The organism is Chryseobacterium vietnamense (assembly GCF_031454475.1).
Lineage (GTDB): Bacteria > Bacteroidota > Bacteroidia > Flavobacteriales > Weeksellaceae > Chryseobacterium > Chryseobacterium vietnamense.
The window spans coordinates 202,743-218,296 of sequence record NZ_JAVDQX010000004.1 but is presented as its reverse complement, the minus strand read 5'-3'; the positions used below and the strand labels follow the sequence as shown (position 1 = coordinate 218,296).

At 36.5% G+C, this 15,554-nt stretch carries 10 protein-coding genes; 5 read left to right on the top strand and 5 right to left on the bottom strand.

All coding sequences use genetic code 11. The annotated features are described in order from the left end of the window. Positions 1-856 precede the first annotated feature (856 nt). Positions 857-1,870 (bottom strand): glutaminase A, encoded by a 1,014-nt coding sequence (gene glsA / locus J2786_RS18045; protein WP_047433821.1) that lies wholly within the window; start codon positions 1,868-1,870, stop codon positions 857-859. Positions 1,871-2,400: 530 nt separating this feature from the next. Here glsA and J2786_RS18040 point away from each other — a divergent pair. The 3 genes from J2786_RS18040 (at position 2,401) to J2786_RS18030 (ending at position 9,801) form a co-directional block, all read left to right on the top strand. After that, complete coding sequence (locus J2786_RS18040; protein WP_310026251.1) at positions 2,401-7,269, top strand: PKD domain-containing protein; 4,869 nt, start codon at positions 2,401-2,403, stop codon at positions 7,267-7,269. A gap of 71 nt (positions 7,270-7,340) precedes the next feature. Beyond that, on the top strand, positions 7,341-9,206 hold the full coding sequence (locus tag J2786_RS18035; RefSeq protein ID WP_047433817.1) for a T9SS type A sorting domain-containing protein: 1,866 nt from the start codon (positions 7,341-7,343) through the stop codon (positions 9,204-9,206). 148 nt (positions 9,207-9,354) lie between these two features. After that, complete coding sequence (locus J2786_RS18030; protein WP_047433815.1) at positions 9,355-9,801, top strand: YybH family protein; 447 nt, start codon at positions 9,355-9,357, stop codon at positions 9,799-9,801. Here J2786_RS18030 and J2786_RS18025 read toward each other — a convergent pair. Continuing rightward, positions 9,798-10,616, bottom strand: coding sequence for a helix-turn-helix transcriptional regulator (locus J2786_RS18025; protein WP_047433813.1), 819 nt, complete (start codon positions 10,614-10,616; stop codon positions 9,798-9,800). The genes J2786_RS18030 and J2786_RS18025 overlap by 4 nt on opposite strands. A gap of 193 nt (positions 10,617-10,809) precedes the next feature. Between J2786_RS18025 and J2786_RS18020 the strand changes: the two genes are divergently transcribed. After that, on the top strand, positions 10,810-11,508 hold the full coding sequence (locus tag J2786_RS18020) for a hypothetical protein (RefSeq protein ID WP_047433812.1): 699 nt from the start codon (positions 10,810-10,812) through the stop codon (positions 11,506-11,508). Positions 11,509-11,747: 239 nt separating this feature from the next. Further along, on the top strand, positions 11,748-12,338 hold the full coding sequence (locus J2786_RS18015; protein ID WP_047433810.1) for a DUF4840 domain-containing protein: 591 nt from the start codon (positions 11,748-11,750) through the stop codon (positions 12,336-12,338). 66 nt (positions 12,339-12,404) lie between these two features. On the opposite strand, the gene J2786_RS18010 is transcribed toward J2786_RS18015, so the two are convergent. The 3 genes from J2786_RS18010 to J2786_RS18000 form a co-directional block, all read right to left on the bottom strand. After that, the gene (locus J2786_RS18010; protein ID WP_047433808.1) at positions 12,405-13,664 is read right to left on the bottom strand and encodes a hypothetical protein; all 1,260 of its coding nucleotides are present in this window, start codon (positions 13,662-13,664) and stop codon (positions 12,405-12,407) included. Between the two features lie 271 nt (positions 13,665-13,935). Then, positions 13,936-14,781 (bottom strand): hypothetical protein, encoded by an 846-nt coding sequence (locus tag J2786_RS18005; RefSeq protein WP_047433807.1) that lies wholly within the window; start codon positions 14,779-14,781, stop codon positions 13,936-13,938. A 92-nt stretch (positions 14,782-14,873) separates the two neighbouring features. Further along, positions 14,874-15,545, bottom strand: coding sequence for a RipA family octameric membrane protein (locus J2786_RS18000; RefSeq protein WP_047435856.1), 672 nt, complete (start codon positions 15,543-15,545; stop codon positions 14,874-14,876). Between the last annotated feature and the right edge of the window lie 9 nt (positions 15,546-15,554).

Here is a 15,554-nt window from a genome sequence, read left to right as displayed (position 1 = left end):
TTATCATTATGATGTGATAAAATTGGTTTTTGTTATATCGTTAACGAATGGATTCGTTTTATAGTAATTATTCAATAATCTATTAGTTGGAAACAGATAGTATGATGTAAGATCGGAGTCCGTCTTTTCAAAAGGCATCAGCCTGATTTTGGTCAAGTTTTTCATAGCATTTACGGTATTGGGATAGTTAATGATATTTCATAACAAAACATCAATATCAATGGGATTAGCAGTGATATTTTGTTATGATGGAATAAAAATAATAAAAATTAAATATATCTTTAATCATAAACGAAATTTGATAACTATTTTTTAATACAAAAAGATTAATTATTCAAATTCTATTAAAGTATATTTATTGTTCCATTATTCTTAGAAACGTGACGATACAATCTTAGTAATTTTAACTATAAATATTTATAGTTAAAAAAATGTTAAGCAAATATAGGAATAAAAAATAAAATATTTCAAAAACAAGAGATTTGTTTTGAGTTATATTACAAAAAGATAATATAGAGTGAATATGGTACAAAAGTGTAAGAATCTCCTTTATCAATCTGATAAAATGATAAGACGAAGATAATTAAAATTAATCAATATATTGTGATTTAATTTGAATTATTTGTGAATTTTTTATATCTTTTTGATAAATAAACAGATACGTAATTTTAAGAATAATTAATATATCTTTCCGAAATTCATAAAAAAACAGTAAGTGTCTGATGTACTTACTGTTTTATAGGTGTTGATTGCTATATTTTTTTTGACTGATAAGCTATTTGTATGCTGTGTAGAAGTAGTGAAATTTCTTCCCGTTGAAGAAAGAATTCCGATGGAGGGTTCGTTCTTTTAAAAGTTAAAAAATACTTAATCCATATTGTTTTGCCAGATCCAAGATCATATGATACCCAGCCAGAGAATTACCATGTTGATCTAAAGCAGGACTGAATACCCCGATTCCTATTTTCCCCGGAACGCTTACTGTAATTCCGCCACCAACGCCGGATTTGCTCGGCAGACCAACGGTTCTGGAATATTCACCGCTGAACTCATACATTCCGGCAGTCAGCATCTGTGATTCTACTAATTTGGCCATGTCTGCGTTTTTATAAGTGGTATCGCCGTCAAATCTTACGCAGTGGTTGGCAAAGAAGTATCCTATTTTTGCAAGGTCTTCGGCTGTAATTTCAATAGAGCATTGCTTGAAATAGTTGTCTAGTTGGTCTTCAGTTCCTGAAATCAGTCCGCTGTTTTTCATAATGTAAAACATACCACGGTTGCGGTGTCCTGTTGATTTTTCGGATTCATACACTGATTTATTATAGTCAATTGAAGAATTTTTGGTAATATATCTTACCATATCCAGTATTTTAAGGAATGGTTTTTCGCCGTCTCCGGAGATGAGCGATGTGGTAAGAATTGCTCCTGCATTCATCATTGGATTCAGTGGCTTTCCGGTAGTTTCAAGGTTTGAAAAGTGGTTGAAAGGTTTGTCTGATCCGAAATACCCCATTTTGTCGAAAATGTGAGTTTCTCCTTTTTCGCTTACCGCTACCATTAATGATATGATTTTGGAAATGCTTTGCATGGTAAATTTTTTACTTACATCACCTGTATTGAATACTTTTCCATTGTTGTCAACCACTGAAAAAGCTATTGCCTTAGCATCCATTTTTCCCAGTTCAGGAATGTAATCGGCTACTTTTCCCTGAGTGTAATAAGCTCTGTTTTTTTCCAGAATGGTATTTAAAGTTTTTTCTGAAAGGGTTGAGATATCTGCTGCCTTCTGTGCATAAACGATTGTGTTTAAAGAAAGAAAAGCTGCGGTACAGATTCCTTTGGCAGAAAATAAAAAGCGGTTGTTTTTCATATAGAAGATGTTCAAATATAATGTTTATGATAAGCCTTGAAAAACAAAGATAAAGTATTTTAGTCTTGTCGGCAATTCTCATGATATTCCCGGTGGATATCGATACAGGTCTGAGTAGACAATGTTCCCGGGGGGAAGATTGAATTGTTGAAATACATAAGATTTTTTTAAAATAAGAAATGGATAAAAAGCTTGTTGTTTTATCAGTTTTAAATATGATTAATTTTAATATAAATTTAAATTATTTAGTAAAAAATAAACTAAATGTGATTTAGGTTATTGATTTCGGGATTTATTAATTGAAAATTCAGCATTTTATTTGGCTGAAATTAGCTTGTTACGCCGAAATTTAGCGATAGACATAGGTTTTTTAAATAAGTAATGGGATAGTGAAATAACATATAAGCATGAATTTGTCTATATTGTTGGAATTCAGGTGTGAAATAATGTTATTTTTTCACGATTAAATGATTTTTGTATTATTATTTTTATTAATTTGACAAAAAATTAATAACACTTTTTTAATAACTATGAAAAACAACACCTATTTTGGTAGGCAGCACATCTTCAGATGGCTCCTGCTATGTTGGCTTTTGGTACCCTGGGTACTGCAAGCACAAGCTCGAATTACATGGACCGCTCAGGTCGGATGCCAGGAATTCCGTGGCGAAAAAGATGGTCAGATCCCTGACAACGGAATCGCTTATTCCTACATCAATTCATCCCAATGTCTCCGTGTCTGTGAGCAGTCAACTGTAAAGTATGAGATTCAGGGACCGAATGTTTCCAATGTACAATGGACGGTTTCAGGAGGTACGGCAGCTATTTCCGGACCCGCGAATACCGTAGCCAATGTAAGTTGGGGAGCGGCAGGTAACGGATCTTTACAGGCTGTCATCACCTACAACGATGGAACGGTAGAAACCCAGACGATCTGTATTGAAAAGATCAACAGGCCGATTGCTAAATTTGAAATGTTAAATCTGAGTGATACTGTATGTAGAAATACAACGATCTATTTTGATAACCTTTCTGAACAGAACGGCGGGTCGGATATCATTAATTATTTCTGGGACTTTGGTGATGGTACTACTTCCACCGCTTTTGAGCCTTCCCATCTGTATGCCAATCCCGGAAATTATACAATCACTCTTACGGTAACCAACAAGTGTGGCTGCCAGGATAAAATTAAAAGACAAATCAAAGTCTTAAAAGCAGATCCTGTACAGATCAACTGTGCTTCCGTAGTATGTGAAGGCAGTACTGAAAAATATAACGTACAGGATGGATGCAACAAAGGACAATGGAAAGTTATTGGAGGATCAATTGTCAATAATAACGGTAACGAAATCGAAGTTGTCTGGGATCAGGTTGATCCGCTTGACGGCTTTGGATATGTAATGTATATGTCAGAATGTGCTTGTCCTGAGTGGACGACCATTAAAATTCCTGTAGTTTTAAAAAATGCAAAAATCAAAGGACAGGCAGTGATATGTACTGGAAGACAGTATACCTATACAATTCCTCAGTGGCCTACAACTAAAGTTAACTGGAATGTTTCAGGTCCTGCGGGAGGTCTCCTGACGAATACTCAACAGAGAAATGAAATTGTTTTCTCTGCAAATCAGCCAGGTACTTATCATCTTACAGCAAATTATTTTAATACTTTACTGGGATGTGAAGGACAGGCTTCTATAGATATTGTAGTAGAGGCACCTGTGCTGGTAAGTGGCGGTGTGGATGAAATCTGCGCGGGAACAAGCCAGGGGTTTACAGCGGTTCCTAATGTACCGGTGATCTGGAAAGTGACAACGGGGACATCTACTTATACTTCTCCACCTATGACAGGAATATTCAACTACAACTTTGCAACAGCAGGAACGTATACCGTGACGGCAACCAAGCAAGGTGGAGGTTGTGAAAGTAATGGAAGAATTATTAAGGTATTACCAATTCCACAGGCACCTAACGGAACAATTTCCGGAGAAACAAAAGTATGTCCTGGAAAACCGTATGTGTATACCATCAGTTCAGTAGATCCTGGAATGGTGCCGGTTTGGAGTGTTACCAACGGAACGATTCAGGGAAGTAATGCAGGACAATCTGTTACGGTGATATTTAATGCAGGTGCAACATCATATACCGTGTCTGCACAGAACAAATCGATCAGCAGTGCAGCATGTCTTTCAGCTCCAAAATCGTTTAATGTAACGAAATTAGACCTTAATACTATTGTTATTAATGCTAATTCAGGGCCTTTCTGCCCGAGCAGTACTCAAACATTCAGTGCTAATCTGAATGGTATTGTTCCGGATTTTATGGAATGGTCGTTTGCAAGTTCCAATTTCGGAAGTGTAGTGGGAGGACAGGGTACAGCTAATATTACGGTAAACTTCAACGAGATTTCTTCAACAGATACTACTGATCTGATGCTGAAAATCGTAAAATGTGGAGTGACGAAAATCATTACTATGCCGGTATCTTTAATAAAACTTCCGGTAGTAAGCTTTACCAATGTTGGTGGAATCTGTTTGGGATCAAATCTTACTTTTACAGTAAATCAGGGAACAATTACTTCTGCAACAGGCGTGACTTTCACCTTTGTTGGCGGAACGTTTACTACAGCGTTTAATCCGTCTGGAGTTTACAGCTTCCCAAATAACGGGTATATCCAGAATAATTCAGGGAACAATGTTTCCCAGACCGTTACCGTAACTTATACAGGTACTAATGGATGTAATTATAAGCCTACCGCAAGTGCTAACTTTATTGTATATCCTGAAACTATTATTACGGTTTCTCCGGTATATAATATTGCCGTTTGTGACCCTGCCACGATGACACCGTATACTATTACGGCCAACAGTTCTACAGGGCTTACAAATATCCTGTCTTGGCAATGGTATAAAAATAATAGTATCATACCAGGAGCAACTACAAACTCATATACCATCTCAGGAGCAGGTGCTTTTGGAACTTACAGAGTACAGGCTGTAGATATTAACGGTTGTGTGGTTTCTTCACAGAACATTAATGTTACTCAGTCTTGTCCGAGCAGTGGAAGTTGTACAGCGAATCCTCAGATTAACTTCGTTCCGGCATGGTCTGCTTGTAACACAATTACTGTTTCAGGCTTAACGTACAATGGAACTCCGGATGAGATCCAATGGTTATCTGATACTGTACTTACCTTAGTTTCCGGTCAGGGAACGGCTTCACCGGTATATCAGACTAATCTTGCAGGCGCACATATTGTTTTTGTACGTCTTAGATATGGTTCATGCTGGTACAGCAAAGGAGTAGAAGTGAGAAAGAATTATGAGCCTAAATTCAATATCAGTACGGTGTGCAGCGGAAACGGTTACAGTGTAACGCTTTTCAATACCTCTACCATATTTGAAATCAATCCGGCGGCTATCACCTATACATTTACTTCGCCGGGACAGCCTACTCAAACAGGACAATCGGCTACTTATAATCTTGCGCCAGGTACATATACCTTTACCATGACGGTATCTTCACCGGGGAAACCAACCTGTACCACTACGCAGACTATTACATTAGCTCCGGTTCCTGATACCAGCTTCCTGGTTCCTGCCTGGTTATGTGCTCGTTCGCCTATTACGTTTAGTCCAATAAACTATGTTTCAGGAAATACATATACCTGGATCTTTGACGGTACTTCCTATATTACGACAGGACCAGATGCTACAATAACTTATAACACTGCAGGAACAAAAACAATTCAGCTGAAAATTAAAACTCCAATGGGATGTGAATATACTTCTGCTGTAATTGGTGTTAATGTGAAAGAAGCGACTCTGGATGGTGATATGGCGCCTCCTGCTCTGGTAGCTTGTATAGGAAGTGCTCCTAATATCGTATTTACCAGTACGCTTGGATCTCCTTCCCAGTATATCTGGATGAATGGTTCTCAGGCTGTACTTGGAGCACCAAACTCTCCGGTATTCACCCCGACACAATCTGGTAACTACTGGCCGGTGCTGGTATCATCAGACGGATGCAGAACAAGTATTATGAGTACTAAAGCAATACCTGTAACGCTTAAAAACCCTCCTTATGTTAATATAGCGGGAACAGCTAACATCTGTGAAGGATCTTCGGCAGTACTTACCGGTATTGTAACAGATAATACATTGGAATATCAATGGAAAAAAGGAAATTCTGTAATTGTACCATGGGCTTCTGCTCCTTATCCGATAGCCCTTAGCACAGGACCACTGGCCGCAGGTACTTATGTGTATACGCTGGAAGTAAGAACTCCGGGTACATCAGGATGTACAAGCAGTAAAAGCTTTACCGTTACTGTCAATAGCCCACCGGCACCAGTTTCGGTAACTTATAATATGGCAAGCTGTCAGCCTTATCGTGTTGTGTTAACAGCATCAGGACCGTCTGCAGGAGTGTACAACTGGAGCAATGGAATGACAGGTCAGTCTATCACAGTATACGAAGGTGGTGCTTATCAGGTTATTTACACAGCGCCAAGCGGATGTAAAGTTGTAGGTAACGTACAGGTACCTTTAAGTCTTGAAAGCCTGATGTGGGTATTCCCAACAGGATGTTATGACGAATGTCTCAGAAAGAATTATGTTTTAGGACCAAAAGGAGTATTTGATCACCATGACTGGCAGCTGTTCGGAAACAGTATCCAGAGTGGAAACAATGATTATATCTATCCTTTATATATTGGTGCTGCAGGAACCTATCAGTTGCAGATTAATCACCTGGGATGTCAGTTTACTTCCGGAACCATGAATTACTATCCGGGTAAAGAATGCGGATACGAAACAGAATGTAAACTGGAGGCAAGTATCAAAGACATGAAATGGGTTGGAGATCACTATAACGTGTATGGTGTTATCTTCAATGGCGGGAGCCAACCGATAAGTCTTACTGTTTCAAGTCTTAATGGATTTGGAATTTACCTTCCTTCTATCATCACTATTCCTGCAGGCGGAATATATGATATGAATGCTAATCCATTGGCATTCTATCCAAACTCAGGCTTCCAGGGTACTGATGAGATTTTATTCTCCAATGAAACATGTAAGTTTACTACCAAAGCGGTAGATCCTAACTGGATGGGTATGAAAAATGCAGGAAGAAGTGTGGTGGCAACGTCAGTTTCTTCTCTGAAAATGATCCCAAATCCTGCAAAGGAAAAAGTGAAAATCTCGTATCATACGGGCAATGAAAAATTACTGGCAAAACAGGTTACGGTTTTTGATGCCATGGGCAATGTCAAATTCCGTAAGGAACTGAAAGCGGCTTCCGGAGAGGTAGACGTGGAGGTTACCAGCTGGATGCAAGGTGTTTATATTGTTATCGTACAAACGGGAGACACTTCATTACAAGGAAAACTAATTAAAAATTAGTAGCTTATTAAGCAGTGTTCTCTTCGGAGAGCACTGTTTTTTTATAGTATGTGATAATTAAATGAATTTTTATGATACAATTTAAAAACAAACTTTGGGGACTGCTTCTGATATTACCAGGATTATCTTTTAGCCAGACTTATCAATGGCAATGGGGAAAACAGGCAGGAGGATTAACAGGTTCTGCCGATCCGGGCTTTCATTATGTCTTTGATGAATCCATAAGGGATATTGTAGTAGACAACAACAATAACACTTATTATCTTGCAACGATGCGTGAACAGGGACAAAACCTGAACGGTACTTCTGTAACCAATTACGGACTGAGTGATCTTTTTCTGTTCTCTGCTGATTGTGCAGGAAATATAAGATGGACCAGACCCATTGGAGGCTCAGGAGACGGAGAAAATGCATGGCATATTAAAGTAGATAATAACGGAGGATTATATGTGATGGCAACCATTTATAACAATTCATATGTAGGAGATCCTAATGCGGTTCCTGTACATTTTGATGATACCCATACACAGCCTCTGTACACTTATTATGATCAGACAATAGAACCTGCCCACAAAGCAGCTTTTCTCTTAAAATATAATACTTCAGACGGTACACTGGCATGGAGCAAAGCTTTACAGGGAGATGTCAATTATTTCTCCCGCATGTGTGATGTTCAGATGATGTATATGGATTCTTCCAAAAATATTCATGCTGTAATGGGATTCAGAGCAGGAACACATTTAAATGGATTAATTACAGTGCCTTCAACCTTTACTTCAACGTACCAGTATTATGCAGTTAAGTTCAATTACGATAATGGAAATATGACCCCTGCTGCGCCTTTACTTCTTCCTATCACGGGAAATGGAATCAATATTGTGGGAAGAGAGGGAAAAGTGAATTTGGTATATGATGAAAGTTTAAACCGTTATTACATTGCAGGGAAAAGAATGGATCCCGGATTCAGTAATCTGGTTGATCTTTCTTATAATAATGTTCCTTTTACGAAAGCTGCTTATGTATTTGCTTTTGACGGTACTACCGGAGCTGAGGTCTGGAGAAAAGAACTCAATAATGGTACAACAAGTACTGATGACGAAATTCATTCTATTATCAAAGATCCGGTGACTTCTGATATTTATATTTCAGGACGTTATTATAACGGAATAACGGTGCCTGCCACTTTTGGAAACTATACTTTTCCTTTGAGGAGTTATGTGGAAGCTGTTCCCTTTGTGATGAAAATGAATGCTTCGGGTACGGTACAATGGGCAAAAACTCCGGAAGCAATGTCCGGTCTTCAGTTTGGCTATCGTTTTACCAAGGGAACAATTGCCATTAATGGAAATGAAATAGCATTTGCTAAAGGAAGCTGGTCAGACGTCTGGGGCAGCTATGCAATGGTACGTCCGGATGGAGACAGGTCAGACCCTTTATTGGTGAGACTTAATAAAGATACAGGAGATGTTTTGGGAACGGGAGAGATTCGCAGTAACTTTTATGTTATCGATGAATTTACGGCGGTTGCTGCAGATAATGACGGTAACTATGTAGTGGGAGGTTTTTTTCATGATCAGCTATTTACAGATGCCAATGATAATGTCAATACAATGGCTGTTAATGTAGCAGGAGGAAAATCTCAGTCTTTTTTTACAAAATTTGCTAAATCAGCGTGCAGCCAGATGTCAGTAGAAGAAACTGCTGTTCAGGCAGGAATGCAGCTATATCCTAATCCGGTTCAGGATGTTTTGACGATCAGGAGCAAAGAGCCGTTGGTTTCGTATGAAATCTTTGGAGCAGCCGGACAACTGGTAAAACAGGGGACTTTGAGTATGATGCAGGAACAGATCGTATTATCCTCTCTTCAGACAGGAGTATATTACATTAAACTTCAAACAAAATCTTCAACAGTAACTGAAAAAATACTAAAGAAGTAAAAAAAACAAAACTGAAAATTAATAACCTTATATATAAAACGGTGTTTTCCAGGAGAAGACACCGTTTTTTATTGAAAAATATCAGTTTGTTCGCAATTTTACAATTTTTGGGTTTGAGGAATGTTTTGCTTTGTATAAAAATTTTACAATGAAAAAAATACTTATTCTAAGCTTATTATTACTCCTAACTTCATGGTCTGATGCCCAAAATAAAGATCTTAAGCCGGTAAGGGAGATTATAGAAGCGAGTAATGCAATCTATGCGGAGCTTGCCAATAAAAATGACGGTTCTATTCTTAGCAGATATACCGATGATGCATGTCTTTTTCCACCCAATGCTGCCCCATTATGCGGAAAAGAGCAAATACTTGATTTCTTTAAAAACGGCCCGGAAGTACATGTTAAGTTTATGATTCAAAATCTGTATGGAGATGGCAGAACCTCAGTAACCGAAGAAAGTTATTATGAGATGACAGATTTAAAGGGAAAAAAACTGGATGACGGAAAAGTGATCGTCATCTGGAAGAATACAAAAGATGGCTGGAAGATGCACCGGGACATGTTCAGCAGCAATCATCCTGCAAAATCAAACTAAAAGCCAATATTGACAGCCTGTTGGAGATCAGCATCGTTTTTGATCAGCGAGTGTCTGGATGCTGAAGGGGTAATGCCGGTAAATTTTTTAAACTCTTTGATAAAATGAGCCTGATCATAATATCCGCAGTGGTAAGCTATTGTTGTGAGTGATTCCGGGGTGTTGAGAACCATTGGCAGACTTTTGTTAAATCTTGTTACTGAAGCAAAAGAAGAAGGGCTGATTCCCATATTTGTAAGGTAAAGTTTTTGAATATATCTTTCCGATAGCCCTGAGCTTTGAGCTATAACAGACAAATTCAATACATTCTGATTCATGAAAAGCTGTTGATTAAGCGCTTGGAGGATAGCCGCTTTTTTAAGATGAGATTCATTTTTTTTCAGCTTTTGAAGAAAATACTCTTCTAAAACGGTTATTTTTGAACAAAGATCCCCGGTATCCATGATGCGGTCATACAAATTTCTGTTTTCATACCCCGTTACATCATACATATCAGTGGCATAGTTCGTGAATTCTGAAAGAGGGTCAGAAAAAAATAAAGTGGCGGCATGCGGAAATATCCTTGCTATAAGCACTGAAGTTCCTTTCGCTGCACTAAGCCGGGTGGGAAGTGTGAGATGTCCCAATAATTCTATATCCGGAGTGTTTTTTTGTTCGCCATTGATAATAGTAGCAGCAAAACCACCGGAAATATTGATAATGAGATCTATATATCCACTCGGATAAAATACTTCATCTCTGAGATCCTTATCAATGGTAACAACGGTGTAACTTTTTATATAAGGTGCAAGGCTGGCGGATGGTGAAATCTGCATAACGGTTAATTTGATTAATTCGTTGATAATTACCTTGTTCTAAGTTAAGAATAAATACAATGTCAAGAGAAAAGATCAACAGGAAATTAAATTTCAGTAGCAGAACTTATAAGAATTCTTATAGTGAAGGTTTTGAAAGACCTATTCCGTATTTTTGTACAGAATTAAACAGCCAAACTGTTTATTCCAATATATGAGCAATATGTTTTCTGACCATCATCAGGTAGGTGTGGTTTCTTCTTTTTCTGAACTTGTCAATACCCGTTTTCAGGGCGTTATGAATGCCATTTGCTGGCACAGGAATGTAGTGGGTGACTTTAAAGAAATTGTCACAAAGCTTCTGCTGAAAGATAATATTACAGAAGTTTCCAGTGAAGATCTTTTAGCATTGGAATTGTCAGAAGAGGGGAGTATGGCCAGAGAAATTATTTTAAATGACCTGCAGTTATTAACGGATTTCGGAGCATCTCCCGTCCTTAATTTGCTTAAATGTTATGAACGGGACGAAGAGCTCGGTTTTATTTCAACAGATGTGTACTCCTATCATGTAGACCGCTCACCTGTAGGAACTGATACTTTTTTATGTACTTATCATGGGACAGCAAGTGATATTATACCCAATGATCAGGTGGAACAGAAAATTTTAATTCCTGAAATCTGGGAACAGCTCAGAAAATTATACGACGGTCCTGAAGAAGAATTTGAAGACTTCCTGAAAGAGTATTTCTTTGATCTTCATTATCAGCCAAAGCCCGATGCAGAGCCTGTCAATTTAGGAGTTGGCCATCTTTGGCGCATTGCAGTAGATCATCCTGATCAGGAGGTTTTACCTTGCGTTCACAGAGCACCTGTGGAAAATGATGGCGAGTATAGACTGCTGCTGATCTGTTAACTGATCTGTTATATTTTCAACGATACAAAAATCCAATATCAGAAAGATGTTGGATTTTTTTATGAGTAATTATGAAGTAATGCTTTTAATTGTTTTAAATATTAAAAAATAACAGGCAGTAAATCAATTGATTGGATTTATTTTTTAAAATCCCAAGCAAGGATATGGAATTTCTGTATTTATATAGATGAGTACTCAGTAAAATATTTTTCAATCAAAATAATAAATTCAAAATCAAAATGAAAAAATTCAATCATGTAAAATTGATATCAATGCTTGTGATCTTACTGGCTATTCCTTTTGCTCTGGCAAGCTGCAGTAATGATGATGATGCTCCAAAACCTAATCCTGTGACCATCAGTTTCGATGATCTCAACGGTGAATACACAGGAAAAGCAGGGGTATCCCAGGGAACTGTGAACGGAGAAACGGCGGTTGCTTTTTCGGCCAAGAAAAACCTGATTTCCTATGCGGAATTTCCAATGAAAGAGATTGTTTACTCTGTAATTTCTGATCCTGCGAAAGCCAATCAGGCCTTAGCAGCCATCGGGAAAATAAAATATGACCTGGATTATACGGCAGTTTTATATCAGTATAAAAAGGAAATAGAACTTAATCTTCTTCCCAAAGAATTAACGGTTCAGGTTCCTGTGGATGGGGTAAGCAAGAAAGTGGTCATAACGTTTACAGCTTCCAAAAAAGGACTGTTTACCAAGCAGAACACGCAAAATATGAATTTTGAACTGCTTGCAAGTAAAATAACTGTTGATGGAACGGCTGTCAATCCTTTCAATCCTATAAAATATAATTTTCAAATGCTGAAGAAATAGGTGCAGTAAGGAATATTCTACAGATGCACTTACACAAGTGCATCTGTTTTTATTTTACCTTCTCAGTTACCATTTTATTTTTATTTTGGGAACGACTTTTTTAATTTCTTTGGCGACATTAGTTCCTGCTTTCCCCAGCTCATTACTGATGTTTCTGACCACTTTTACCGCTTCGTGATTTTTTCCGGGACCATATTGTAAATCATGAACCGTAGTATTCCATGTTCTGACGATATCGTTAGTAGGGCCAAACTGATTTTTTAAAGCCTCTCCAATCTGATTTAATCCTTTAACGATCGTATTGTTTTTTCCAAAACATCCATTGTCGCCACCTACACCGTTTGTTAAACATTTGCTTAATTCACGATACGTGAGTTGGCCACCCGCACATCCTGCAAATGCATAAGGCTGACCTCCCGTGCTTACCGCGCACTCAACGGCGATCTGGGCTTCCGTATTCAGATTAAGTTTACCTGCACCATAACACACGGCAGTTCCCATGAAAGATATTTCACCGCTGCTGGCCTGATCTTTAAAGCAGGAAACTAATTGCTTGAGTTCAGGATCGTTTACTTTATCAGCGAAACAAAGGGGATACATTTCGTAATTGCCGCCATATTCTTTATAGCATTTCAACATATCCTGGGTAATTTGCTTTTCTTTAGAACCGCCCAATATACTCAGCATACAAAGACTCTGTTCCTCCATGGTTGCCGAGTTTTTGGCACATTTATAAATTTCAAGCTCTTTTTTACCCGCCATATTCGTTACCATGCAGTCCCCGAATTTCATCTGATTTAATGATCCGTCAAAATTCAAAGAATTCTTATAACAGTCTACGGCATTTTGTTCACTGGTCATCATGACATCTCCATAAGGTCTTTGCTCATCAATAATTTGAGTAGGTAAAGGTCTCAATCCGTCTGCGGTTTCAATTCCTATCTGATGATCATACGTAGGTTTTGGCAGATTCATAACAGGCGGAGGAGGAACAGGAATATTGGAATAACCAACGAGGCGGTATCCATATCGGTAATCCAGCTCTATAATATTTTTATTAAAGTCCAGAAAAAAAGCCTTTTGGTAAGGAACGGCAGACGGTAAGCGTAAATAATTAATTCCGGTTTGATCATATATGGCCTGGCCGGCATTTCCCGGATTACCATCCTGAACAATCACCCCGGTGTTGTACATCGTAAAAGACTGACCATAAGTAGTCAAAAACATCTGCCCAATAGGATAAACCTGCGCAAACAGGAAGGAACAGAAACTCAAAAGTGAAATCAGTACACTTAAAATTGATAGTTTTTTAATAATTGCGTCCATGGTACTTATTTTTTGATAAAGGTACCGTGTAGATTATTATAAGGAAATTACCCTTTTTCGCTATTTTTTTGTTGAAGAAGTTTTAATAAATGAAAAAACAGCCTTGGAAAGGGCTGTTTTTATTTTTTTTGGATTTGAAATTTTTTGAGTGGTAATTGAATTTACTTCCCGATACAGAAAGTAAACTACTTCCTGTTTTATGCAGGCTTACAGAAAAGTATTATTACGATTAGTAAACATCATTTGTTAGTTCCTTTATTAATTTTTATATCTAAATTTCTCTTTCTTTCAGTTCAGATAAAGTAAAAACTTCAATATTTTTTTGAAATTTTTTTGTCACAAAATTTTTAACTTCCTCAACTTCATTCTCATTTTCAACATATACATATTGAACTTCAGCAATATCAAACTTTAAAATATATTTATCAGTAAAATGAGGTTTAGAAGTATTTATCCATTTTTCATATTGTTCATTAATTTTACCATCGGGCTTAATTTCTGAAATATAATGTAAGTCAAAAAAGCTTTTTCTCCATTCTCTTTCGTTATATGCAATCTTAGTTACTCCTTCTTTATTTTCAACTTTAAAGGGTTTAAGTAATAAAATTTGCTTCATTGTATTAAGAAAATAATTTTCAAAAATTACTTTAATAGAATGTATAAAGTTATCGTTAACATCCTTATCCAAAGTATCTAATAAGCTTTTAACTTCGTCACTTATTGGATTAATACGAATACGGTCGCTAAATGTACTACAATTAGATTCCTTATAAAATTTTTTTGCCAAATGTAACGTTTGAGGAATTATTGATGTTTGAAAATTATATGGAAATATTTCTTCAATTTCACTTTCATTTTTAACATAAAAAACAGGATTTAAATCAAATTTTTCAATAATATAATCTCTATCGAAGACAATTCCATATTTTCCATAATCTACTACTTCTTTTTCTCCAATGTCACGGAATAGAATATTTGCGAAACTTATCATAGGTATTAATACATTTTGCTTTCCAAATTTCTCCTTGGCATACGAAGTGAAAAATCCATTTTCTAAAATTGATTTCAAAACATCCTTTGAATTTGTAAGATGTACTATTTGATTAACTTGTTTCATAGTCATTTATATTATAAAATTTTTTGATATCATGAATCCTGCGCCAAAATAAATGATATACTTTGAATTCTACTTTTGAATTTTGAGATTTATTAAGGTAAATTTAGAAATCCACTTTTGGCAACCTTAGAGTTTAATAAAATCAGCGATAATATTAATGTAATAAATGAAATAATAATATTAGCAACACCAAAAATCCAGTTTTGCATAAATACTTGACTAATTATCAAATGTAATAGATTTAGTAGTATTAATAAATATAGGCTTACTTGTCCTATCAATACGTTAATTCTGGACGGAGAAAATGCACCTCCTTTAGTAGAAAAAATACTATCATTTCTTTGACCTTGTGGAAATCCCATATTCCCCATAATATTATTTTCCGGGAGTCCTAATTCTGTAAAATATTCCTTCTCAAATTTAGCTATTGCATCTTCATATACCTCATACCAAGCCTTTGATGCTTTACTCATCATAATCCAGATTATAGAAAATATAATTCCAACCGATAAAATAAATACTGCTCCTAAATTAAAAGTAGATATTTTTAAGTAAGATTTAGTATTATTAAAATCAATTTTTAGCAATTCAATACCAATATAACCGTAAGCACTAAAACATAAAATTAAAAATACAGATAAGAAAACTGATCTTTGCCAAAGATTTGATATTTCCAAATCTCTACATTTATAAAGCTTATCTAAAGTATATTTTAAATCTTCTTTTTTTACTTTATTATTGGTTCTAAAAAAATTTGAAAGCATAAGCGATAT